Raw genomic sequence first — 22,431 nt, forward strand, 5'->3', positions numbered from 1 at the left:
GCTTGGCGGTTCAAAAAGAACCGGACCGATGACGCAAGATTCTACCTCAGAGCCCAACAAGCCCAATGCGCGCAGCGCGGCGGTGACGCATGGCCCGAACCGGGCCGCCGCCCGCTCGTATCTGCGCGCCGCCGGCATGCAGGACGCCGACTTCGACAAGCCGATGATCGGCATCGTCAACACCTGGTCGACGGTCACGCCGTGCAACATGCACCTGGACCGCCTGGCCAAGGATGTGCGCGCCGGCATCATCGCGGCAGGCGGCTGGCCGGTCGATTTCAACACCATCGTCGTCACCGACGGCATCTCGATGGGCACGGCGGGCATGAAGGCCTCGCTGATCAGCCGCGAGGTCGTCGCTGACTCCATCGAGCTGGCCATCGAGGGCCATCAACTGGACGGCGTGGTCTGCATCGTCGGCTGCGACAAGACCATTCCCGCGGCGGCCATGGCTCTGGCCCGGATGGATATCCCCGGCCTGGTCTATTACGGCGGCACGATCATGCCCGGCGTGATCGGGGCCAGGGAGGTCTCGGTCCAGGAGGTGTTCGAGGCCATCGGCGCCCATTCGGCCGGGACGCTGGACGACGCGGGGCTGAAGGCGGTCGAGAGCGCAGTCTGCCCCGGCGCCGGCGCCTGCGGCGGCCAGTTCACGGCCAACACAATGGCCATGGCCCTGTCGGTCATGGGCATCTCGCCCATGGGCGCCAATGACGTGCCGGCGGTCGATCCGGGCAAGGCGGCCCAGGGCGAGCGCTGCGGTCGCCTGATCGTCGAGCGGGTGTTCGCCGGCGACACCGCCCGCAAATACATCACCCGCGCCAGCCTGAAGAACGCCGCCGTCGCCGTTTCCGCCTCGGGCGGTTCGACCAACGCCGTCATGCACCTGACGGCCATCGCGGCGGAGGCCGGCGTCGATTTCGGCGTCGAGGACTGCCACCAGGCCTGTGTCGAGGCGCCGGTCATCTGCGACCTGAAGCCGGGCGGCCGCTTCCTGGCCTCGCACCTGTTCGCCGCCGGCGGCACCCGTCTGGTCACGCAGCGCATGGCCGAGGCCGGCAAGATCGTGAACACCCCGACCGTCAGCGGCCGCAGCCTGTTCGCCGAAGCCGCAGAGGCCGAGGAGACCCCCGGCCAGGTGGTGGTGACGACCTTCGACGCGCCGGTCATGGAGCGCGGCAGCTTCGCCGTCATCTATGGCGACGTCGCCCCGGAAGGCGCGGTCATCAAGCTGACGGGCCACAAGGTCGACAGGTTCGAAGGTCCGGCCTGCGTCTTCGACAGCGAGGAAGACGCCTTCCACGCCGTCCAGGACGGTTCGGTCGGCGAGGGCGACGTCATCATCATCCGCTACGAAGGGCCCAAGGGCGGTCCGGGCATGCGCGAGATGCTGCAGGTCACCGCCGCCCTGAAGGGCCGCAAGATCGACAATGTCGCCCTGCTGACCGACGGCCGCTTCTCGGGCGCCAGCTACGGCTTCGTCGCCGGCCACGTCTCGCCGGAAGCCGCCGTCGGCGGCCCGATCGCTCTCATTCGCGATGGTGACCGCATCACCATCGACGTCACCAACCGCCGCATCGACGTCGACGTCGATCTGGCGACGCGCCGGGCGGGCTTTACGCCCCACGTGGTCCGTCCGGCGCGAGGTGTCTTCGCCAAATACCGCGCCTCGGTCGCCTCGGCGGCCCAGGGCGCGGTCACCATTCCCAACCCGCCGCCGGCTCAAGTTCCGGCGTCTCACAAATCCGCTGCTGCTCAGGACGCCTGATCCACCATGGCCATCACCATCTACACCAACGAAGACATCAAGCCGGGCGCCATCGCCGGCCAGCGCATCGCCATCATCGGCTATGGCTCGCAGGGTCGCGCCCATGCGCAGAACCTGAAGGACAGCGGCCATGACGTGGTCGCCGGCGTCCGCCACGGCGGCACGGGCTGGAAACACGCCACCGAGGACGGCGTCCCGACCGCCGAGCCGGCCGAGGCCGTCAAGGGCGCCGACATCATCGCCATCCTGACCCCCGACATGGTCCAGGGCGACGTCTATCGCGACATCATCGAGCCGAACGCCAAGGAAGGCTCGGCCCTGCTGTTCGCTCACGGCTTCTCGATCATCTACGAGCGCATCACCCCGCGCGCCGACATGGACGTGATCCTGGTTGCGCCCAAGGGACCCGGCGATCTGGTCCGTCGCGAGTTCCAGCGCGGCCGCGGCGTGCCCAGCCTGTTCGCCATCGAGAAGGACGTGACCGGCAAGGCCCGCGACCGGGCCATGGGCTACGCCAAGGGCAATGGCGGCGCGACCGGCGGCCTGCTGGAAACCACCTTCCGCGAAGAGACCGAGACCGATCTGTTCGGCGAACAGGCCGTCCTGTGCGGCGGCGCCAAGGAACTGGTCATGCAGGGGTTCAACACCCTGGTCGAGGCCGGCTACCAGCCCGAGATCGCCTATTTCGAATGCCTGCACGAGCTGAAGCTGATCGTGGACCTGTTCTACGAAGGCGGCATCTCGAAGATGCACCACTTCATCTCCGAGACGGCCAAATACGGCGCCGTCGCCAGCGGCCCGCGCGTCGTCAACGAAGAGACCAAGGCCCGCATGAAGACCATCCTGGAAGAGATCCAGGACGGCACCTTCGCGCGCAACTGGATCGCCGAGAACGAGGCCGGCAAGCCGCAGTACGAAGCCTGGCTGAAGGCGGACCGCGAAAGCCAGATCGAACAGGTCGGCGCCCGTCTGCGCGAGCGCATGGCCTGGCTGAACACCCCCAAGTCCGAAGCGGCCTGAGCCGTAAGCGATAGACCGGATGACCCTGATGACCGCCGCCGCCTTCAAATCCTCAGCCGAGGCCGCCCCGCAATCGGGGGCGCGCCTGCTGGTCTCCACCCTGGAGCGGCTGGGCGTGGAGGTGGTGTTCGGTTATCCGGGCGGCGCCATCATGCCGGTCTATGACGCCCTGGCCGGATCCAGGCTGAAACACATCCTGGTCCGCCACGAGCAGGGCGCGGCCTTCGCCGCCGACGCCTATGCGAGGAAGAGCGGCAAGGTCGGGGTGTGCATGGCCACCTCCGGCCCGGGCGCCACCAATCTGATCACCGGCATCGCCAATGCGATGATGGATTCGGTGCCGATGGTCTGCATCACCGGCAATGTCGCTCAGGGGCTGATGGGCACAGACGCCTTTCAGGAGATCGACATCCTGGGCGTCACCCTGCCGATCGTGAAACACTCGATCCTGGTCCGCGACGCGGCCGAGGTTCCGGCCGCCATCGAGGAGGCCTTCCATATCGCCGCCTCGGGCCGTCCGGGACCGGTCCTGGTCGATCTGCCCAAGGACGTGCAGTTCGCCACGACCAGCGACGACTACGGCTTCCACATTCCCAACGAGACGCCGCGCATCGATCACGACGCCATCGCCGCCGCCGAGGCCGCAATCCGCGCCGCCAAGAAGCCGCTGGTCTATATCGGCGGCGGGGTGAAGATCGGCCGCGCGACCGAGGCCCTGCGCGCCTTCGTCGCCGCGACCGGCATTCCGCAGGTCTCGACCCTGAACGCCCTGGGCACCATCCCGACCGATGCGCCGGGCATGCTGGGCATGCTGGGCATGCACGGCGCCCGCGCCGCCAATCATGCGGTCCAGGACAGCGATCTGTTGATCGTCGTCGGCGCCCGGTTCGACGACCGCGCCACGGGCAAGCTGGCCGAGTTCGCGCCCAACGCCCGCATCGTCCATTTCGACATCGACGCCTCGGAAGTCGGCAAGCTGCGGGCGGCCAATGTCGCCGTCGTCGGCGAGCTGAAGGACGGGGTCGAGGCCCTGACGGCGCGCATGGCCGGCGGCCCGGCCCTGGACATCCAGCCGTGGGCCGTTGAATGCGCCCAGGCCGCCGCGACCCACGCCTATCGCTATGACGCGCCGGGCGAGGGGGTCTATGCCCCGGCCCTGCTGAAAGAGGTTTCGGAAGCGGCGGGGGATGATTTCGTCGCCGCCTGCGACGTGGGTCAGCACCAGATGTGGGCGGCCATGCACTGCCGTTTCTCCCGGCCCGAAGCCCACATCACCTCGGGCGGCCTGGGCGCCATGGGCTTCGGCCTGCCGGCCGGCATCGGCGCCAAGCTGGCCGATCCGTCCGCGACCGTCGTCACCATCGCCGGCGACGGCGGCTTCATGATGAACATCCAGGAGCTGGCGACGCTGAAGCGTTACGGCATCCCGCTGAAGATCGTGCTGATCGACAATTCCTCGCTGGGCCTGGTGCGCCAGTGGCAGGAGCTGTTCTTCGCCGAGAACTATTCCGAGATCGACCTGTCCGACAATCCGGACTTCGTGAAGGTGGCCGAGGCCTTTGGCATCGAGGCCTTCCGTATCGATCGCCGCGATCAGGTGTCCGACGGCATCCAGCGCCTGCTGGCCGCCGAAGGCCCCTGCCTGGCCCATGTGGTCATCGATCCCCGAGACAATGTCTGGCCGCTGGTTCCGCCGGGCAAGAGCAACGCCGAAATGATGGAGGGCTCCTGAGATGAGCGACACGATCCACATCCAGATCGACCGTGCAGACGGTTCGCTTCAGCGTCTCATCGGCCTTGTGGAGCGCCGGGGCTTCCACATCGACGGCATGAACATGGCCGACGTTCCAGGTTCGGGGGGAGCCTTCCGCCACATCGCCCTGACCGTGCGCGGCCGCGACGCCGGTCGGTGCATGGAGAATCTGGGCCGCCAGATCGACCGCCTGTTCGGCGTGCGCCGCATCGGCAACGACATTATTCAATCCGAGGCCGCGTAATGACCGCCGAAAAAGTACGAGTATCCGGCGTATCCCGAACTGAGGAGATCGCCGCCGACCCCAACCGAGTCATCATCTTCGACACGACGATGCGGGACGGGGAACAGGCGCCCGGCTTCTCCATGAGCGCCCAAGCCAAGGTGAAGATGGCCCAGGTCCTGAAGGACCTGGGCGTCGACGTTATCGAGGCCGGCTTCGCCGCCGCCTCGCCGGGCGACGAAGACTGCATCCGGCGCGTGGCCGGCGAGATCGAGGGGCCCATCTTCTGCTCCCTGTCGCGCTCGAACGAAAAGGACATCGACGCCAGTTTCCGAGCCCTGGCTCCAGCGCCCAAGTCGCATCGTCGCTGCCACATCTTTTTGGCCACCAGCCCGATCCACCGGGCAGCCAAGCTGAAGATGTCCACCAACGAGGTGCTGTCGACGGCGGTGCGTTCGGTGGAATACGCCCGCAGCCTGTTCGACGACGTCGAGTTCTCGGCCGAGGACGCCTTCCGCACCGAGCCGGAGTTCCTGGCCGATGTGATGGAGGCCGCCGCCGACGCCGGCGCCCGGACCCTGAACGTGCCCGACACCGTCGGTTACGCCACCCCGGAAGAGGTGCGCGAGACCTTCCGCGCCCTGGCGGCGCGGATCCACAAGCGCCATCCGCACGTGATCTTCTCGGCCCACTGCCACGACGACCTGGGCATGGCGGTCGCCAACTCCCTGGCCGCCGTCGAGGGCGGTGCGCGTCAGGTCGAGGGCGCGATCAACGGCATCGGCGAACGGGCCGGCAACGCCTCGATCGAAGAGGTCGTCATGGCCCTGAAGGTCCGCGAGGACCGTTACGGCGTCACGACCGGCGCCGACAGTCGCCACCTGGTGCGCGCCTCCAAGATCCTGTGCGAAATCACCGAGACGGTCATCGCCCGCAACAAGTCGGTGGTCGGCATCAACGCCTTCGCCCACGAGGCGGGCATCCACCAGCACGGCATGCTGGCCGACAGCCGCACCTATGAGATCATGCGGCCCCAGGACGTGGGCTTCGAGGGCAGCTGGTTCGTGCTGGGCAAGCATTCGGGCCGTCACGCCATCGCCAAACGCGCCGAGACCATCGGCCGTCCCATTGAGGGCGAGCGTCTGGTCGCGGTGGTCGCCGGCTTCAAGCAGCGCGCCGACCAGATCGGCGAGATCAACGACGCGGAGCTGATCGCCATCATCGACGCCGTGGACGGCGTGTCGGAGACGGTGGCCCAGTATGCCTGATCCCAAAACCCTGTTCGACAAGGTCTGGGACGCCCACGTCGTGCGGAACGAGACGGTCGACACGCCCGGGGTTCTGTATATCGACCTGCACCTGGTCCATGAGGTCACCAGCCCTCAGGCCTTCAGCGAGATCGAGGCGCGCGGACTGAAGGTGCGCCGTCCCGACCGGACCTACGCCACCCTGGACCATTCGACCCCGACCCTGCCGGCGGGGCTGAACGGGCTGAAACCCTATGTCACCGCCCAGGCCGAGGCCCAGGTGCATCGGCTGGAGAAGAACTGCGCCGCTCATGGGGTGCCGCTGGCGGGCTGGGGCTCCGAAGACCGGGGCGTGGTCCATGTCATGGGGCCGGAGCTGGGCCTGACCCAGCCGGGCATGACCGTGGTCTGCGGCGACAGCCATACCGCCACACACGGCGCCTTCGGGGCTTTGGCCTTCGGCATCGGCACGTCCGAGGTCGGCCATGTGCTGGCGACCCAGTGCCTGTTGCAGCGCAAGGCCAAGGCCATGCGGGTGACGGTGACCGGCCAACTGCAGCCCGGCGTCTCGGGCAAGGATGTCGCCCTGGCCGTCATCGCCGCCATCGGCTTCGGCGGGGGCACCGGCTATGTCATTGAATACGCAGGCGAGGCGGTGCGGGCGCTGGACATGGAAGGGCGGATGACCCTGTGCAACATGTCCATCGAGGCCGGCGCCCGCGCGGGCATGATCGCCCCGGACCAGACCACCATCGACTGGCTGCGCGGCCGTAAACACGTCCCTGCGGACTATGAGGCGGCGACGGCCGAATGGCTGAAACTGTCCAGCGATCCGGGCGCGGTCTTCGACAAGGAAGTCGTCATCGACGGCGCCGCCATCCGTCCGATGGCGACCTGGGGCACGACGCCGGACGCCGGCGCGCCCATCGGCACGCCCGTGCCGCAACCCCAGTCAGACTCCGACCGCAAGGCCATCGCCTATATGGGCTTCACCGCCGGCGAGGCGACGACCAGCCAGCCGGTGGACGTGGTCTTCATCGGCTCCTGCACCAACGGCCGTCTGCCCGATCTGCGCGCCGCCGCCGAGGTGCTGCGCGGCCGCAAGGTCAAGCCCGGTCTGCGGATGCTGGTGGTGCCGGGTTCCGAGGCCGTGCGTCGCGACGCCGAGGCGGAAGGCCTGCACGAGGTCTTCATCGCCGCCGGGGCCGAATGGCGTATTCCGGGCTGTTCGATGTGTATCGCCATGAACGGTGATTTCGTCGCGCCGGGTCAGCTGGCCGTCTCGACCTCGAACCGCAATTTCGAAGGCCGCCAGGGCAAGGACGCCCGCACCATCCTGGCCAGTCCGGCGACGGCGGCGGCGACGGCTGTGGCCGGGGTGCTGACCGATCCCCGCGTCTATCTGAATGAGGTGGAGCATGTCTGAGCCCTTTCAGGTCCTGACCTCCCGCACGGTGACGCTCAGCCAGGCCAATATCGACACCGACCAGATCATCCCCGCGCGCTTCCTGACGACGACGTCGCGCGAGGGGCTGGGCAAGGCGGCCTTTTATGACTGGCGCTATGAGACGGACGGATCGGAGAAGCCCGAGGCCATCCTGAACCGCATCGATCCGGCCGAGCATCGCATCCTGCTGGCGGGCAAGAATTTCGCCTGCGGCTCGTCGCGCGAACACGCCCCCTGGGCCCTGTACGACTATGGGTTCCGCGCAGTGATCTCGACCGAAATCGCTGACATTTTTACATCTAACGCGTTGAAAAACGGCCTGCTGCCCATCGTCGTCAGCCAGGATGTCTGGGACGATCTGGCGTCCCAACCGGACCAGCCGGTCACGATTGACCTTCAGGCCAGCCAGATCCGGCGCGGCAATGCTCAGCCCGTGTCGTTTAAGGTCGAATCCTTCGCGCGCGAATGCCTGCTGAACGGGGTGGACACCCTGGGCTGGCTGCAATCAAACCTGCCTGAGATCGAAGCCTATGAGCGTTCGAGAGAGACCGTCTGATGCCCAACACCGCCCCCAAGACCTATAATATCGTCCTGTTGCCCGGCGACGGCGTCGGACCGGAAGTGACGCGCGCCGCGCGCGACGTCCTGGCGGTGATCGGCGACTTCTATGGCCACAGCTTCAACTTCTCCGAACATCTGATCGGCGGCGCCGCCATCGACGAGACGGGCGAGCCCCTGCCAGAGGCGACCCGCGCCGCCTGCGTCGCCGCCGACGCGGTTCTGCTGGGCGCTGTCGGCGGTCCCAAATGGGACGGCGGCAAGCGCCGGCCCGAGGAAGGCCTGTTGGCGATCCGCAAGGCCATGGGCCTGTTCGCCAATCTGCGGCCGTTGCAGGTGTCCCCGGTGATGGCGCACCGTTCGCCGCTGAAGAAGGAGATCGTCGAGGGCGTCGATCTGATCGTCTTCCGCGAACTGACCGGCGGCGTCTATTTCGGCGAGAAGACCCGCACCGCCGACCGCGCCACGGACCTGTGCGAATATACGGTGCCGGAGATCGAGCGCGTCACCCGCGCCGCCTTCCAGACCGCCCGCCAGCGGCGCGGCAAGGTGACCTCGGTCGACAAGGCCAATGTCATGGAGACCAGCCGCCTGTGGCGCGAGGTGGTGACCCGTATCCACGCCGAGGAATTCCCCGAGATCGCGCTGGAGCACGCCCTGGTCGATTCCATGGCCATGCACCTGATCCGCAAGCCGCGCGAATACGACGTCATCCTGACCGAGAACATGTTCGGCGACATCCTGTCGGACGAGATCTCGGTGCTGGGCGGTTCGATCGGTCTGCTGCCGTCGGCCTCGCTGGGGACCGAAGGGCCGGGCCTGTTCGAGCCGATCCACGGCTCGGCGCCGGACATCGCCGGACAGGATCTGGCCAACCCGGTCGGAACCATCCTGTCGGCGGCCCTGCTGCTGCGCCACAGTCTGAAGCTGGAGGACGAGGCCGATTCCATCGAGGCCGCCGTCGCCGCGGTCCTGGCGGCCGGCGCCGTCACCGCCGACCTGGGCGGCGCCCTGGGCACGCGCGCGGCGACCGAGGCCGTGATCGACGCCATCCGCGCCATCCACTGGGCGGCGGCGCATCGGGTGCAGATGCACTGGGCCTGACCTGATCGGGCTGCGAAATTCGTACCGCGAACATCGTTACAGAGAACAAGATTTTGATATTTTGGTCTCGCATGATGCAACGATCATGCGAGACTTAACTTTTGTTCAATGACCGTTGCAAGAAAGTTGCACCGTTTACGGTCAAGCCCCTTGCGTAAGACGCGATTGCAGTAAAACCTTCGCATCTGCGAGATTGCTAAGGGGGATTTTTGCTCATGTCGCGTGTCTGGAATCGACTTCCGGGAGCCGTCGCGCTCCTGTGTCTGACCATTGGTCTCTTCTATGCGGGCGGGGCCTTCGCCCAGACGCCCGAGGCGGCGCCGGCCCTGCTGGCGCACCAGTCGGTGCTGGAACTGGACGGCGCCGGCACGGCCTGGCTGGGCACCTCGACCGCTCTGGTCCTGTTGATGACCCTGCCGGGTCTGGCCCTGTTCTACGGCGGCATGGTGCGCCGCAAGAACGTCATCGCCACCATCACCCAGTCGGTCGGCGTCTTCGCCGTCGTCTCGCTGGTCTGGTTCATCGCCGGCTACAGCATCGCCTTCGGCGCCAACCCTGACGCCGCGCTTCAGCCCTATGTGGGCGGCCTGGACATGCTGTTCCTGAACGGCGTGACCCTGGGCACGGCGAACACCCTGCTGACCGGCATTCCCGAATATCTGTTCATCGCCTTCCAGATGACCTTCGCCATCATCACCCCGGCCCTGGTCACCGGCGCCTTCGCCGAACGGATGAAATATTCGGGTCTGCTGCTGTTCACGGCCCTGTGGTCGCTGCTGGTCTATTCGCCCATCTGCCACTGGGTCTGGGGCGGCGGCTTCCTGGGCGCCGCCGGCGTGCTGGACTTTGCCGGCGGCGCGGTCGTTCACGTCAACTCGGGCGTCGCCGGTCTGGTCTGCGCGATCTTCCTGGGTCGCCGCAAGGGCTATGGCGCCGAGCCGATCATCGCCCACAACCCGGTGCTGACCATGATCGGCGCCTCGCTGCTGCTGGTCGGCTGGATCGGCTTCAACGCCGGCTCGGCGGGCGCGGCGAACGAACTGATGGGCGTGGCCCTGCTGAACACCGTCCTGGCCGCCGCCGCCGCCGCCCTGACCTGGAAGATCATCGAACTGATCGAGAAGAAGAAGGTCTCGCTGATCGGCATGCTGTCGGGCGTGGTCGCCGGTCTGGTGGCCATCACCCCGGCCGCCGGTTTCGTCGATCCCAAGGGCGCGGTCATCATCGGCCTGATCGCCGGACCGGTCTGCTATATCTCGTCGGTCTGGATCAAGAAGCTGCTGCGCTACGACGACTCCCTGGACGCCTTCGGCATCCACGGCGCCGGCGGTCTGATCGGCGCCCTGCTGACCGGCGTGTTCGCGACCACCGCGATCAACAGCCTGTCGGAAGGCGCTACTGTCGGCGCCCAGGCCTTGGGCCTGGCCTGGACCATCGCCTACAGCGCGGTCGGCACCTTCGTCATCCTCATCATCTGCAAGTTCACCACGGGCCTGCGCGTGAGCGAGGCGGAAGAAGCCGCCGGTCTGGACACCTCGCTGCATGGCGAGAGCTTGGATCACTGACGAAATCGGGACGCGGCTCCGCCGGCCGCGTCCCGTCCGCCGGGCCTGTCCCGGCTCTATAGAAACAAATATAATCAAGGGGATATGACTATGAAGTTTGGATTCTTCCGTTCCGCCGCTGCGGCCGCTCTCGCCACCGGCCTGATCGGTCTGGCCGCGCCCGCCTCGGCGCAAAGCGACATCGACGTCGCGTTCAACGCCGGTATCGTCACTGACTATGTGTTCCGTGGCTTCAGCCAGACGGGCGAAGATCCGGCCATCCAGGGCGGCGTCGATCTGACGGCCGGCAGTTTCTACGCCGGCGCCTGGGCCTCGAACGTGGACTTCGGCGACGACACCGATGCTGAGTTCGACATCTACGGGGGCTATCGCACCGAAGCGGCCGGCTTCGCCCTCGACTTCGGCGTGATCGGCTATCTGTATGCTGGCACGCCCGACGGAGCCGACTACAACTACGCAGAGTTCAAGGCGGCCGCCTCGCGCGCCGTCGGACCCGCCACGGTCGGCGCCGCCGTCTATTACTCGCCCGACTTCTTCGGGGTCGACGAAGCGGCGACCTATGCAGAAATCAACGGCGCCTTCAGCCCGGCTGACAAATGGACGATCTCGGGTGCTGTCGGCCAGCAATGGCTGGACGTCAGCGACGACTATGTGACTTGGAACGCCGGCGTCGCCTATGCCCTGACCGACAATCTGGCTCTCGACGTGCGCTACTACGACACCGACGTGGACGGCGTGCCTAACGCCGAGGACCGCGTGGTCGGCTCGGTCAAGCTGGTCTTCTGAATCCTAGTACATCGAGTAGGGCCCCGGAGAGTGATCTCCGGGGCCTTTTTTTTAACGGGCGTAGCGGCTTTCGACCGGATCGTACCGGTCCCAGACCTTGCCGTCGGCCAGCGACCGCAGCAGCTTCAGATATTCGGCGTGGGTCCAGGCCAGGGGGGTGGCCGAATCCGTGTTCTGACCCAGGGTGTAGTCGTGGGCCGTGGGGGCGCCGACCCCGTCCCACACCTGTTCGGCCAGCATCAGGCCGTCGTTGGCGAACCGCTCCATGCCGCGCACATAGGTCTGGCGGATGGCGTCGATGTCGGCGGGGGAGGGGGCGCCGTTCAGGCTGACGCGGGCCAGTTCATAATGGCCGCGCTCGCCCGTGAAAAAGGGCCAGACCCGGCCGCGCTGGCCGGGGCTCATCTCGCCGCCGACGCCGTAGTTGGCGCCGGTGAGGTGATCCTCGCCATAGCCGTCGACGCCGTAGCGGCGCCAGCCCGGCGTCTTGTCGCCCTCGGGACCGAAGTCGTAACGGACGCGGTAGAGGGGCTCCAGCGACTGGTCGTCATAGACGGGCAGGGTCGAGACGATGTGGGCGTCGTCCGCCTTGCGCACGCCGTAGCGGACCAACTCCAGGAAGCCGCCGTCCACCACCCGGTCCTCGGCCGGGGCGATCTGACCGTTGGCGGCGCCGATCGGGGCCTTGTCGTTCGGGTTCTCGTTCTGGCTGATGCGGATGTAGTAGCGGCCTTCGCCGAAGTCGCCGTTGGTGGTGAACATCCGCTCCTCGATCTTGGAGGCGTAGCTGTCGGCGGCCATCTGATAGCGGACGGCGCCGGCCGCATCGCCCGATGCGCGCGCCATATCCGCGGCGACCGTAAGGCCGGCGACCACGGCGGCGGTGCTGGACGGTGAATACCCCTGCTGCTCTTCCCAACGTTCCTGTTGGGTGAAGGGCGGCTTGATCTCGGCGTCGTTCCACAACAGGCCGACCTTGCCGCCGTCCACCAGGAAGTCGGCCGCCGGCTTCAGCATGGATCGATAGTGGTCGGCCATTTCCGCATCGGACAGCCAGCCCATCTTCCACAGGCGATAACCCAGCATGATCGGCATGGCCGTCTGGTCCAGCTGGACCGCGACCCATTCCAGTTCGCCATCGACGTGGGTCTTCTGCAGGAACCAGCCGCCGACGCCGGTGTTGCCCGGCGTGTCCGGCCCGACCTGGACCTGGGGCAGATAGTTGAAGGCCGCCAGCGGCGTCTCCCTGTCGCCCAGGGCCGCCAGGGCCATGGCCACCTGATAGAAGTCGCGCGGCCAGACCGCCTTGTAGCCGGTCGAGGATTTCGACGCGTCCACCGTGTCGCCCCACGGGTTCGACAGCGAGGCGATCAGGGCGCCGGCGTGGGTGCGATCCTCCTGCACCTTCAGCATCAGGGCCGAGGCATAGGCCAGCTTGCCCCCGTCGGTCGCCTGTTCGGCGATGCGCGGCAGCTCGCTCAGCGAGGCGACATAATCCTCCCAACCCGCGCGCTCGCCCTCGCCGTTGAAGCGCGCCAGCACCTCGTCCAGTCCGGTCGCGAAGGCGCCGTCCGCCGCCGCCTGGGCCGCCGCCTCGCTGTCGCCGAAGCCGATGACGAAGTCGCGGCTGACGCTTTGCCCCATACGGATGGTCGGCAGGGCGCCGGTCATCATCGTGTTGCCGCCCGTCTCGCCGGTCGAGGCGTAGGTCCAGTCCAGCTTGCTGTCCTTCAGATCGGTCAGGCCGTCGGAGGCGCCGACGAAGCCGACGCTGGCGGCGGCGAAGGCCTCGCTGGGCTTCAGCACCAGGTGCGTGTCGCCTTCCCAGGCGTGGAAGCCTTCGCGTGTGACCTGGCCGCGATCATCGACGCCGGTATTGGCGATGTGCGGCTCGAGCAGCAGATAGGGCGTCGCCTCGCCGCTCAGGGCGGTGATCTGAACCCGCAGCACCAGGGCGTTGCGGTCGGGGTCGGTGAAGATGCGCTTCTCGATCTCGAACCGGCCGGCCTTGTCGCGGGTCGTGACCTTGTAGGCGGGGGACAGGGGGCGCCCCTCGGCGTCCACGTGCAGGTATTCGGTCTTGGCCGTGGTGTCGTCGCCTTCCAGCGCCAGACCGTCCGGTGTGATGACGGCGAAGCGCAGGGCCTTGATCTGGGCCTCGTGGATCAGGCCGTACATGGTCTCGGTCAGGACGCCGTCGGCGATGGAGAACCAGACCTTGGACACCGCCCCGGTCGGGCCGCCGTCGCGATATTGGCCGTCGACATAGGACTCGTAGGACGCGCCGGCGCCGGTCTTGGCGGCGCTGGACCAGGTCGGCAGATCGCCCGGCGCACCGGGTGCGACCGACTGTGCGGACGCGGCGGAGGCGACGGCCAGACCGGCGGCGCCGGCTAGGCAGAGGGTTTTGAACTTACGCATGGAGAAGCCTCACGGGTTGGGCGTGGGGGAGGGGGAATGTTCGCGCACCAGCAGGGCGCTCGCCGCCGCCAGCACAAAGGAGACGGCGCCGAGCACCAGGGCCCAGATGGCCTGGCCGTCGAACAGGGTCTTCAGGATCAGGCCCAGGACGGTGGCGGCCAGCAGCTGGGGCACGACGATGAAGATGTTGAAGACGCCCATATAGACGCCCATCTTCCGGTCCGGCACCGCCGCCGACAGTATGGCGTAGGGCATGGAGACGATCGAGGCCCAGGCGAAGCCGACGCCGATCATCGGCAGCCACAGCAGGCCCGGATCGCGGATGACGAAGACCCCGAACAGGCCCGCCGCGCCCAGCAACAGCATCAGGGCGTGGGTCGCCTTTCTGCCGATACGCCTAGCCAGGACCGGCAGGGTGAAGGCCGCCAGGGCCGCCACGCCGTTATAGACTCCGAACAGCACCCCGACCCAGTCGGCCCCGGCGGCATAGGCGGCCGAGGTGGTGTCGGTCGTGCCGTAATGGACACGGGTGACGGCGGCGGTGGTGTAGATCCACATGGCGAACAGGGCGAACCAGCTGAAGAACTGGACCACCGCGAGACCCCGCATCGTCTCGGGCATGCGGAAGATGTCGTTCAGGATCTCGGTCGCGGCGTTGACGATGCGGCGGCGTTGCATCATGCCGACCGCGATCTGCAGCAGCCCAAAACCGGCGAAGAAGCCGGCCAGAACCAGCAGTTCCTTCTCCAGGTTCAGCGCGCCGATCAGCACGAAGCCCAGACCCCCCAGCACGGCGCAGACCAGGCCCGACGTCATCCAGCCCTGCACGCTGCGCGCCGGCGCCTCGGGGCCGTCGTCGGCAGGCGCGCCCAGGGCCGCCTGTTTGGCCCGTTCGAAGGCGGCGATCTGTTCGGGGCTGTATTCGCGGGTGCTCAGCACGGTCCACAGCACGGCCGAGAACAAGCCGGCGGCGCCGACATAGAAGGCGATCTTGACCGACATGGGCACGACGCCGGCCTCGGCCGTCGAGGCGATGTTAAAGACGTTCGACAGCAGCCACGGCAGGACTGAGGCGAACACCGCGCCGGCGCCGATGAAGAAGCTCTGCATCGCATAGCCGGCGGTGCGTTGTTCTTCCGGCAGATTGTCGCCGACGAAGGCGCGGAACGGCTCCATGGTGATATTGATCGAGGCGTCCATGATCCAAAGCATGGCCGCGGCGAACCACAGGCCGGGGCTGTTGGGCATGGCGATCAGGGCCAGGGTGGTGGCTATGGCGCCGACCAGGAAATAGGGACGCCGACGCCCGAACCGGGTCCAGGTCCGGTCGCTGAAATGGCCGATGATCGGCTGGACCAGCAGTCCGGTCAGCGGCGCGGCGATCCAGAGGATCGCCAGCGAATCCACCTCGGCGCCCAGGGTCTGGAAGATCCGGCTGGTGTTGGCGTTCTGCAGGCCGAAGCCGATCTGGATGCCGAAGAAGCCGACGCACATGTTCCAGATCGCCAGGCCGGACAGGCGCGGACGGTGGGCGAGGATTGTCATGACCTTCCCCCGCTTGCGGGGGAAGTGTCAGGCCGTGGCGCGAAGCGACACGCCTGACGATGGGGGAAGTGTCCTCTTTCATCAGAAGACTTCCCTCTCCGACCCTGGATCGCTTCGCGATCGACGGGCCACCTCTCCCGCAAGCGGGAGAGGGTCTGAATGCCGCTCATCGACGACGGCTCCGGCCCAGCGGCACGAAGCGGATCGCCTGGCCGCCGCCGGGCGCGAGCGCCAGGGTCAGGACGTCCACCGACGTGACCTCGCGCTGCTCGACGACGATGTCCTCGCGCTTGCCGCGATAGTCGGCCTCCGGCCCGTCCCGGTAGATCTCCGCGCGATAGCGGCGACCATCGTCCAGGAAGTCGAGGTGGGCGGTCAAGACGCGCGGATGCTCGTCGGTGATGGCGCCCAGGGCCCAGACATCCGACGCCCGGTCCTTGCGCGCAATGGCGACATAGTCGCCGATCTCGGCCGCCAGCACGCGGGTCTCGGCCCAGTCGCAGGGCACGTCCTTGATGAACTGGAACGGGCCGGGATTGGCCTCGTAATTGACCAGCAGGTCGGCCGCCATCTGGATCGGGCTGTAGATGACGACATAGAGGGCCAGCTGTTTGGCCCAGGTCGTCTGCACCCCGCCGGGGCTGCGCGTCTCCATGCCGAAGATGCCGGGGGTATAGTCCATCGGTCCGGCCAGCAGGCGGGTGAAGACCAGGTTCGGCTCATGCTCGGGCGGATTGCCGGGGTTGCCCCAGGCCGAATATTCCATGCCGCGCTGGCCTTCGCGGCTGATGATGTTCGGATAGGTGCGGCGCAGGCCGGTGTCCTTGAACGGCTCGTGGGCGTTGATCGCCACCTTGTGCCGGGCGCCCGCCTCGACGACCTTCATGTGGTGCTGAGCCATCGCCTGGCTCTCGTGCCAGGCCATCAGCATCTGGCCGTCCGGTCCGGCGACGCGCGCGCCTTGCGCGTCCGCCACATAGCCGGTCTTCACCGAATGGACGCCGAGGCGTTCATACAGGGCCATCGCCGGTTCGAGCTGCTGCTCATAGTGGAATGCGTTGCCGCCCGTCTCGTGGTGGCCGATCAGTTGCACGCCCTTGGAGCGGGCGTGGGCGCAGACCGTCTCGATGTCGAAATCGGGATAGGCCTCGGTGAAGCTGAAGTCCGAACCATTGGCGAACCACTGGCCGTCCCAGCCCTTGTTCCAGCCCTCGACCAGAACCCCGCCGAAGCCATGCTTGGCCGCGAAGTCGATGTGTTTGATCGCATTCTCGGTGGTGGCGCCGTGTTTGGGGCCGGAGTTCCAGCTCTTCAGCTCCAGGTGCATCTCCCACCACACGCCGACGTATTTCATCGGCTTGAACCACGACACGTCGCCCAGCCTGTTGGGTTCGTTCAGGTTCAGGATCAGGCTGGACTCGATCAGACCGGCCGCGCTGTCTGACACCTGCAGCGTCCGCCAAGGCGTGTTGAAGGGCGCCTGGCGCACCACGGCGGCGTTGGTCAGGCCGGGCGTCAGCTGGGCCCGGAACTTCGTCTCCTCCGACCGCCGCAGGTTCATCCCGGCGTAGTCGATGCAGGCGGCCTCGTGGATCGAGACGTGCAGCCCCGACTGGCCCTTGACGGTCATCGGCGTCTGGGCGCTGCCGACCGCGCTGATCGGGGTGCGGCTATAGAGGTATTCCTCGCGGTTCCATTCCCAGGCCGGGCACCAGAGGGCCTCGCCGTCCTCGGCCAGGTTGAACTCGGTGATCTCCGATCCGATGCGGACCGTCTTCAGCGCGGCCTGGTCCGGGAATTCGTAGCGGAAGCCCAGGCCGTCGTCATACAGGCGGAACACCACGTCCACGCGGCGTTGCAGGCCGGCGGTCTCGGCGTAGCTGACCCGCCATTCGTTGTAGTGGTTGCGGATGAAGCGGCGCTCGCCCCACGGCTGCTCCCAGGTCTCGTCCGCCGTCACGGGCTGGCCGGCGGTCAGGGCAAGACCGCGCTCCAGCGCCGGGGCGTCGGTCAGCAGGAAGCCCAGCTTCGACGGCGCGACCACCATCCGCCCCTGACGCAGGACGGCGTACATCGGCCGGCCGTCGTTGTCGGTGAAGGCCTCGACCGTTAGGACGCCGCCGGGCGAGCTGGCGCGGGCGTGGGTCGGCGTGGTCTGGGCGCGAACGCCCGTCGCGCCGAAGGCCAGAATCGAGGCGCCGCCGAGGGCCAGGAAGGATCTGCGCTGCATCATGTGAACTCCGTTACGCCGCCTCTTGCCAACCGCTGCGAACGGTGGCTGAAATGTTTGCAGAAAAATTTGCAGTCAGAACAGGCTGTGCTGGGGACCCGCGACCTTGAGCCGCAAGACCACTCGACTTGAAGACATTGCGCGCCTGGCCGGGGTGTCGGTCGCCACCACCTCGCGGGCGCTGAACGACAGCCCCGCCGTCAACGACCGCACCAAGCAACTGATCTGGAAGCTGGCGAAGGAGCACGACTATCCGTTCCGCCGCTACATGCCTGCCGGCCCGATCGGGGCCCAGGGCACGATCGCCCTGGTGACGCCGCGACCCCAGGGGCGGGAGGGCCGGATCTCCGATCCCTTCTTCCTGGAACTGCTGGCCGGAGTGGGCGAGGCGGCGCGCGAACGCGGCTGCGACCTTCTGATGAGCCATATCTCGCCCGCCACCTATGACGAGCTGGCGGCGGCGATGAACACCAGCCGCGCCGACGGCGTGATCTTCCTGGGCCAGTCCAGCCTGCATGGCGCCTTCAACCGGCTGGCGGCGGGCGACCATAGGTTCGTGGTCTGGGGCGCCGACCTGCCGGAACAGGACTATTGCTCCATCGGCTCCGACAACTTCTCGGGCGGTCGTCGAGCGACCGCGCATCTGGCGCGGCTGGGACGCACGCGGATCGTGTTTCTGGGCGACCTCGATCCGCCCGAAGCCATGCAGCGGCACCGGGGCTATCTGGAGGCGCTGGAGACGGCGGGCCTGTCGGTTGACGCCGAATTGATCGTGCCCGCCCATTTCGAGGTCGAATCCGCCGAGGCGGCCGTGGACGCCCTGGTGCGTCGGGGCGTGCGGTTTGACGGCGTGGTGGCCGCTTCCGACCAGATCGCCCTGGGCGCGGTGCGCGCGCTGGAGCATGCCGGACTGACCGTGCCGGGCGACGTCTCGGTGATCGGTTTCGACAATGTGCCCTTCAGCCGCTATTCGCGCCCGGCCCTGTCCACCATCGCCCAGGACACGATGAAGGCCGGCCGGCTGATGGTGTCCAAACTGCTGGACCACGGGGGCGCGACCGCCGGTCGGTCGGAACGCGTTCCCACCGACCTGATCGTTCGCGAGACCTGTGGCGGCTGACCGGTTCATGCCAGTCTGAAGACCAGGCCGGCGAGCGGGGGCAGGGTGGCGCCGTCGGCCTCAGTCCAGTTGATCGCCTCGATCCGCGTCGCGTCGACGGGCGGACGCCATTCGACCGGATCGTGGCCCAGGTTGAAGACGCAAAGAAGCCGCTCTCCGCTCCCGCCGCGCTCCTGCCGTTCGAACACCAGCAGGTGCGAGGTCTCGATCGGCGCCATGCCGCCGTAGCGCAAGGCCGGATGCTGATGACGCAGCCGGATCATCCGGCGCGCCACCTGCAGGGTCGAGGCCGGATCGGCCTCCTGCGCATCCACCGCCAGCGGCAGGTGGCGGGCGTCGACCGGCAGCCAGGGCTCGACGGTGGAAAAGCCGGCGTTCGTCTGGCCCGCATGCCAGGGCATGGGGGTGCGGGCGCCGTCGCGGCCCAGGGTCTCGGGCCAGTTGGCGATGGCCTCGGGGTCGACCAGCCGCTCGAACGGCACCTCGGCCTGGGGCAGGCCCAGCTCCTCGCCCTGATAGACGAAGACATTGCCGCGCAGGCACACCAGCAGCAGCAGGGCCATCTCGGCGAAGGCCTTGCGGTCCCGCCCCTGGGCCCAGCGCGACACGGCGCGCGGCGCGTCGTGGTTCGAGAAGGTCCAGGACGGCCAGCCCTCGCCCTGCTGATCCGGCCACATGGTCTCGCCCTGGGCGACCAGTTCGCTCTTCAGCGTGTCGGCGTACAGATACAGGAAGCCATAGGCGGAATGCAGACGGTCGGTCCCGGCCGTATATTCCTTCATCTCGCGGTCGGCATGGTCGCCGCCCACCTCGGCGACGGTGAACCGGCCCTCGTAGCTGTCGGTCAGGGCGCGGATTCGGTTCAGGAAGCCGATGATCTCGGGCTGGCTCTGATTGTTGATCTTGTCCTGGAAGTCGAACGGGCGGGTGCGTTTCTTGCCGTCGTTGATCGGCGGATTATCGGTCAGCTTCAGATCGTGGATGGAGAAGTTGATGGCGTCCAGCCGGAACCCGTCCACCCCCCGATCCAGCCAGAAGCGCGCCGCCTCGATCAGGGCGTCCTGCACCTCGGGGTTCCGCACGTTCAACTGCGGCTGGGAGGCCAGGAAGTTGTGCATATAGTACTGGCCGCGCCGGGCGTTCCAGGTCCAGGCCGGACCGCCGAACACCGACTGCCAGTTCGACGGCGGCGATCCGTCCGGTTTGGCGTCGGCCCAGACGTACCAGTCGGCGTGCGGCCCGCTGCGCGACGCGCGGCTGTCCAGGAACCAGGGGTGTTCGTCCGAGGTGTGCGAGAAGACCTGGTCGATCACCACCTTCAGGCCCAGCGCATGGGCGCGGGCCACCAGGGCGTCGAAATCGGCCAGGGTCCCGAAGATCGGATCGACGTCGCAATAGTCGGCGACGTCATAGCCGAAGTCCTTCATCGGCGAGGTGAAGAAGGGTGACAGCCAGATCCCGTCCACGCCCAGCGAGGCGACATGGTCCAGATGCTGGGTGATCCCCTTCAGGTCGCCGACGCCGTCGTCGTTCGCATCGGCGAAACTGCGCGGATAGATCTGGTACAGCACCGCACCCCGCCACCATTCAGTGTGGGCGGTCGCCGGCCGGGCGGCGGTCGCGAGATCGAGGGTATGGGCGTTCACTGGGGCGTGCTCTTGCAGATCAGATAGTCGAGAGGGGCGATGCGGACGGCGTAGCTGGCTGGGGCCGAAACCTCGGCCGCGCAGTCGCCGCGAACAGCTTGCCACCGCCGCGAGCCGGGCTCCACCTCGACCTGGGCCGTGACTTCGGCGGTCGAGGTGTTGAACAGAACCAGGGTCTCCCCGCCGGCCTCGTCCATGCGGGACATGGCGAACAGGCCCGGCGCGTCGTCGGCGGCGCGGACGACCTGACGCCCGCGGCGCAGCGCCGGTTCGGCGGCGCGGATCCGGGCCATCTCGGCGATGGCCGTATAGAGAGGGGCTTCGGTCGAATAGGCCGGCTGGCGACCGCCGATGGGCTGCTCCGCCGCATAGACAGCTGTCTGGCTGGCGAACATGTCCTGTCGCGAGTTCCCATAGCCGCCGGCCCCGGCGAAGCCCTGTTCATCGCCGTAGTACAGGGTCGGCACGCCGCGGCTGAACATCATCAGGGCGTGGGCCAGGTTCACCCGCGCCAGGATCTCGGCCTCGTCGGCCTCCGGATTGGCCTGTTTCACGAAGAAGCCGACCCGGCCCATGTCGTGGTTGCCCAGGAAGGTCGGCAGGATGGCGGCCGTCTCCGCCCCCTTGGCGTAGATTGCGTCGGCGGCGAACAACTTGGCCAGGGCGTCGGTCCCCGCCTTGCCCGAGGCGACGTCGACCGCGGTCTTCTGGAACGGGAAATCCAGCACGGCCGGATAGGCGTCCACCCGCGTGAACCGCGCCGTGACCGCCGGGTCAGGGTCATAGACCTCGCCGAAGATGTGGAAGTTCGGGATCCCCTTGGCCCGCGCCCGCGCCAGCATGGCGGGGATGAAGGCCTGCCAGAACTCGGGGTTCACGTGGCGGGCGGTGTCGATGCGGTAGCCGTCGATCCCGTACTTGTCGATCCAGCCGCCGAAGATGTCGATCATGCCCTGGATCACGGCCGGATCCTCGGTCAGCAGGTCGTCCAGACCGGCGAAATCCCCGTCCAGCGAGCTTTCGCCCGCAAAGGTGCTGTCGCCCCGGTTATGATAGCGGATCGGGTCGTTCAGCCAGGCCGGAACCTTGGCTGTCTCTTCGCTCGCCGGGACATAGGGCGTATAGGCGTAGTCGGGTCGGGTCAGGCGCGAGAAGTCGCGCCCATCGAAGCCCTCGTTGATCGCCGCCCCGTCTAGCCCGCCGCGACGGGTGTAGGGATAGTCGGCCCGACTGCGGTATTCGCAGGGCCGGTCGGGACACTCGCGATAGCGGATCACGTCGGCCGTGTGGTTGGCGACGATGTCCAGATAGACCTTCATGCCCCGCGCATGGGCCGCATCGACCAGGGCGCGCATCGCCGCCTCGTCGCCGAAATGCGGATCGACGGCCGTGAAGTCGGTGATCCAGTAACCGTGATGCGCCGCGCCCGTGTAGTTCCCGTGGGTCTGGACCGGCTTGTTCTTGAAGACGGGCGCCAGCCACACGGCGGTGGCGCCCAGGCGCTGGATATAGTCCAGCCGCTGGGTCACGCCGGCCAGATCGCCGCCGTGATAGAAGTCGGTGTCGGACGGGTCGAAGCCGCTCTTCAGCCGCTCGGGCGCATAGCCGCCGTGGTCGTTCGAGGGATCGCCGTTGGCGAACCGGTCGGGCAGCAGGAAATAGATGACCTCGTCCTGGGGCGGGCGCTGGCGCAGGGCGGTCAGGACGTCCGGCGCGGCCGACTGGGCCTGGACGGGCAGGGGGGGAGTCGAGGCGAACAGCGCCGCCGCCGCGATCATGGCGCGCGCCGGCGTCTTCCATTGTCGGGCGAGGATCATCCTGTCGTTCTCCCTGTCCAGAAAGTGCAAAGCCTTCCAGATCGATTTGCAAGATTTTGCAGTCCGGGCGGCCCCTGTCAACGCGGATTAGAATGCTGCATTGCAGCAAGTAGTCGGCATGACTCTCCCGCCGAGCTAAGGTTTTCGGGCTGTTTGCGGTGGTTCGGGTGCGGCGAAATTA

16 protein-coding genes are annotated in these 22,431 nt (G+C 67.5%); 11 read left to right on the forward strand and 5 right to left on the reverse strand.

Features of this window, described 5'->3' with window-relative positions; translation table 11 throughout:
- The first annotated feature begins 28 nt into the window (after positions 1-28).
- The 10 genes from ilvD to ACW18C_RS03770 all read left to right on the forward strand — a co-directional run bounded on the left by ilvD (position 29) and on the right by ACW18C_RS03770 (position 11,471).
- The gene (gene ilvD / locus ACW18C_RS03725; RefSeq protein ID WP_492072862.1) at positions 29-1,768 is read left to right on the forward strand and encodes a dihydroxy-acid dehydratase; all 1,740 of its coding nucleotides are present in this window, start codon (positions 29-31) and stop codon (positions 1,766-1,768) included.
- 6 nt (positions 1,769-1,774) lie between these two features.
- Complete coding sequence (gene ilvC / locus ACW18C_RS03730) at positions 1,775-2,788, forward strand: ketol-acid reductoisomerase (RefSeq protein WP_492072863.1); 1,014 nt, start codon at positions 1,775-1,777, stop codon at positions 2,786-2,788.
- Between the two features lie 19 nt (positions 2,789-2,807).
- Positions 2,808-4,520, forward strand: a complete 1,713-nt coding sequence (gene ilvG / locus ACW18C_RS03735; RefSeq protein ID WP_492072865.1) for an acetolactate synthase 2 catalytic subunit — start codon at positions 2,808-2,810, stop codon at positions 4,518-4,520.
- 1 nt (position 4,521) lies between these two features.
- Positions 4,522-4,785 (forward strand): ACT domain-containing protein, encoded by a 264-nt coding sequence (locus tag ACW18C_RS03740; protein ID WP_183196082.1) that lies wholly within the window; start codon positions 4,522-4,524, stop codon positions 4,783-4,785.
- Complete coding sequence (locus ACW18C_RS03745; protein ID WP_492072866.1) at positions 4,785-6,032, forward strand: 2-isopropylmalate synthase; 1,248 nt, start codon at positions 4,785-4,787, stop codon at positions 6,030-6,032. The genes ACW18C_RS03740 and ACW18C_RS03745 overlap by 1 nt, the downstream gene beginning before the upstream one ends.
- On the forward strand, positions 6,025-7,437 hold the full coding sequence (gene leuC, locus ACW18C_RS03750) for a 3-isopropylmalate dehydratase large subunit (RefSeq protein WP_492072868.1): 1,413 nt from the start codon (positions 6,025-6,027) through the stop codon (positions 7,435-7,437). Before ACW18C_RS03745 ends, leuC begins: the two co-directional genes overlap by 8 nt.
- Positions 7,430-8,014: a 3-isopropylmalate dehydratase small subunit gene (gene leuD / locus ACW18C_RS03755; RefSeq protein ID WP_492072870.1), complete on the forward strand. Its 585-nt coding sequence runs from the start codon at positions 7,430-7,432 to the stop codon at positions 8,012-8,014. The genes leuC and leuD overlap by 8 nt, the downstream gene beginning before the upstream one ends.
- A complete protein-coding gene (gene leuB, locus ACW18C_RS03760; RefSeq protein WP_008264195.1) occupies positions 8,014-9,120 on the forward strand; it encodes a 3-isopropylmalate dehydrogenase in 1,107 nt (368 codons plus the stop codon). The genes leuD and leuB overlap by 1 nt, the downstream gene beginning before the upstream one ends.
- A gap of 215 nt (positions 9,121-9,335) precedes the next feature.
- Positions 9,336-10,685: an ammonium transporter gene (locus ACW18C_RS03765; RefSeq protein WP_292148622.1), complete on the forward strand. Its 1,350-nt coding sequence runs from the start codon at positions 9,336-9,338 to the stop codon at positions 10,683-10,685.
- A gap of 90 nt (positions 10,686-10,775) precedes the next feature.
- Complete coding sequence (locus ACW18C_RS03770; RefSeq protein ID WP_008259480.1) at positions 10,776-11,471, forward strand: TorF family putative porin; 696 nt, start codon at positions 10,776-10,778, stop codon at positions 11,469-11,471.
- A gap of 51 nt (positions 11,472-11,522) precedes the next feature.
- On the opposite strand, the gene ACW18C_RS03775 is transcribed toward ACW18C_RS03770, so the two are convergent.
- The 3 genes from ACW18C_RS03775 to ACW18C_RS03785 all read right to left on the reverse strand — a co-directional run bounded on the left by ACW18C_RS03775 (position 11,523) and on the right by ACW18C_RS03785 (position 17,670).
- Positions 11,523-13,892 (reverse strand): glucan 1,4-alpha-glucosidase, encoded by a 2,370-nt coding sequence (locus ACW18C_RS03775; RefSeq protein WP_492072872.1) that lies wholly within the window; start codon positions 13,890-13,892, stop codon positions 11,523-11,525.
- 9 nt (positions 13,893-13,901) lie between these two features.
- A complete protein-coding gene (locus ACW18C_RS03780) occupies positions 13,902-15,437 on the reverse strand; it encodes an MFS transporter (protein WP_492072874.1) in 1,536 nt (511 codons plus the stop codon).
- Positions 15,438-15,603: 166 nt separating this feature from the next.
- On the reverse strand, positions 15,604-17,670 hold the full coding sequence (locus ACW18C_RS03785; protein WP_492072876.1) for a glycoside hydrolase family 97 protein: 2,067 nt from the start codon (positions 17,668-17,670) through the stop codon (positions 15,604-15,606).
- 64 nt (positions 17,671-17,734) lie between these two features.
- Between ACW18C_RS03785 and ACW18C_RS03790 the strand changes: the two genes are divergently transcribed.
- Positions 17,735-18,787, forward strand: coding sequence for a LacI family DNA-binding transcriptional regulator (locus ACW18C_RS03790; protein WP_232216275.1), 1,053 nt, complete (start codon positions 17,735-17,737; stop codon positions 18,785-18,787).
- 5 nt (positions 18,788-18,792) lie between these two features.
- Here the strand turns inward: ACW18C_RS03790 and ACW18C_RS03795 are convergent, their stop codons facing one another.
- Together ACW18C_RS03795 and ACW18C_RS03800 are read right to left on the reverse strand one after the other, a co-directional pair.
- Positions 18,793-20,433 carry an alpha-amylase family glycosyl hydrolase gene (locus ACW18C_RS03795; RefSeq protein ID WP_492072877.1) on the reverse strand — a complete coding sequence of 547 codons (1,641 nt, stop codon included), beginning with the start codon at positions 20,431-20,433 and terminating at the stop codon, positions 18,793-18,795.
- A complete protein-coding gene (locus ACW18C_RS03800; RefSeq protein WP_492072879.1) occupies positions 20,430-22,250 on the reverse strand; it encodes an alpha-amylase family glycosyl hydrolase in 1,821 nt (606 codons plus the stop codon). The genes ACW18C_RS03795 and ACW18C_RS03800 overlap by 4 nt, the downstream gene beginning before the upstream one ends.
- Positions 22,251-22,431 lie beyond the last annotated feature (181 nt).

The sequence above is a fragment of the Brevundimonas sp. FV1ye7S genome (genome assembly GCF_058680995.1).

Coding starts and splice junctions, on each gene's coding strand:
- ACW18C_RS03770 (WP_008259480.1), top strand. CDS start 10,776: ATGAAGTTTGGATTCTTCCGTTCCGCCGCTGCGGCCGCTCTCGCCACC.
- ilvC (WP_492072863.1), top strand. CDS start 1,775: ATGGCCATCACCATCTACACCAACGAAGACATCAAGCCGGGCGCCATC.
- ACW18C_RS03745 (WP_492072866.1), top strand. CDS start 4,785: ATGACCGCCGAAAAAGTACGAGTATCCGGCGTATCCCGAACTGAGGAG.
- leuC (WP_492072868.1), top strand. CDS start 6,025: ATGCCTGATCCCAAAACCCTGTTCGACAAGGTCTGGGACGCCCACGTC.
- ilvG (WP_492072865.1), top strand. CDS start 2,808: ATGACCCTGATGACCGCCGCCGCCTTCAAATCCTCAGCCGAGGCCGCC.
- ACW18C_RS03785 (WP_492072876.1), bottom strand. CDS start 17,670: ATGATGCAGCGCAGATCCTTCCTGGCCCTCGGCGGCGCCTCGATTCTG.
- ACW18C_RS03800 (WP_492072879.1), bottom strand. CDS start 22,250: ATGATCCTCGCCCGACAATGGAAGACGCCGGCGCGCGCCATGATCGCG.
- leuB (WP_008264195.1), top strand. CDS start 8,014: ATGCCCAACACCGCCCCCAAGACCTATAATATCGTCCTGTTGCCCGGC.
- ACW18C_RS03765 (WP_292148622.1), top strand. CDS start 9,336: ATGTCGCGTGTCTGGAATCGACTTCCGGGAGCCGTCGCGCTCCTGTGT.
- ilvD (WP_492072862.1), top strand. CDS start 29: ATGACGCAAGATTCTACCTCAGAGCCCAACAAGCCCAATGCGCGCAGC.
- ACW18C_RS03775 (WP_492072872.1), bottom strand. CDS start 13,892: ATGCGTAAGTTCAAAACCCTCTGCCTAGCCGGCGCCGCCGGTCTGGCC.
- ACW18C_RS03780 (WP_492072874.1), bottom strand. CDS start 15,437: ATGACAATCCTCGCCCACCGTCCGCGCCTGTCCGGCCTGGCGATCTGG.
- ACW18C_RS03740 (WP_183196082.1), top strand. CDS start 4,522: ATGAGCGACACGATCCACATCCAGATCGACCGTGCAGACGGTTCGCTT.
- leuD (WP_492072870.1), top strand. CDS start 7,430: ATGTCTGAGCCCTTTCAGGTCCTGACCTCCCGCACGGTGACGCTCAGC.